Origin of the sequence: Tritonibacter sp. SIMBA_163, from assembly GCF_046535935.1 — a bacterium.
GTDB lineage: Bacteria > Pseudomonadota > Alphaproteobacteria > Rhodobacterales > Rhodobacteraceae > Epibacterium > Epibacterium scottomollicae.
This window is the reverse complement of sequence record NZ_JAWJBP010001282.1, coordinates 1-237: the sequence shown is the minus strand read 5'-3', so window position 1 is coordinate 237 and position 237 is coordinate 1. Positions and strand designations below refer to the sequence as shown.

Annotated in this window: 1 protein-coding gene; it reads right to left on the bottom strand. The window is 68.4% G+C overall.

Going from position 1 to position 237, the window contains the following annotated elements:
* Positions 1-237: ribonuclease E/G (locus R0J92_RS26430; protein ID WP_411053870.1), on the bottom strand; the 237-nt coding region annotated here is incomplete at both ends.

Below are 237 nucleotides of genomic sequence, written 5' to 3'. Positions count from 1 at the left end.
CTCTTCATCGCGCCGCGGAACCGCTGCTCGATGGCGCGGCGGTTCTTGGCCGCCATCATGTCGATCAGGTCGCACACCACCACGCCGCCCATGTCGCGGAGTCGGAGCTGGCGGGCGATCTCGTCGACGGCCTCCTTGTTGGTCTCGAGCGCGTTGGTCTCGGCGTCGCGGGCGTCGCGGCTCTTGCCCGAGTTCACGTCGATGGCCACGAGCGCCTCGGTCTGGTCGAACACCAAC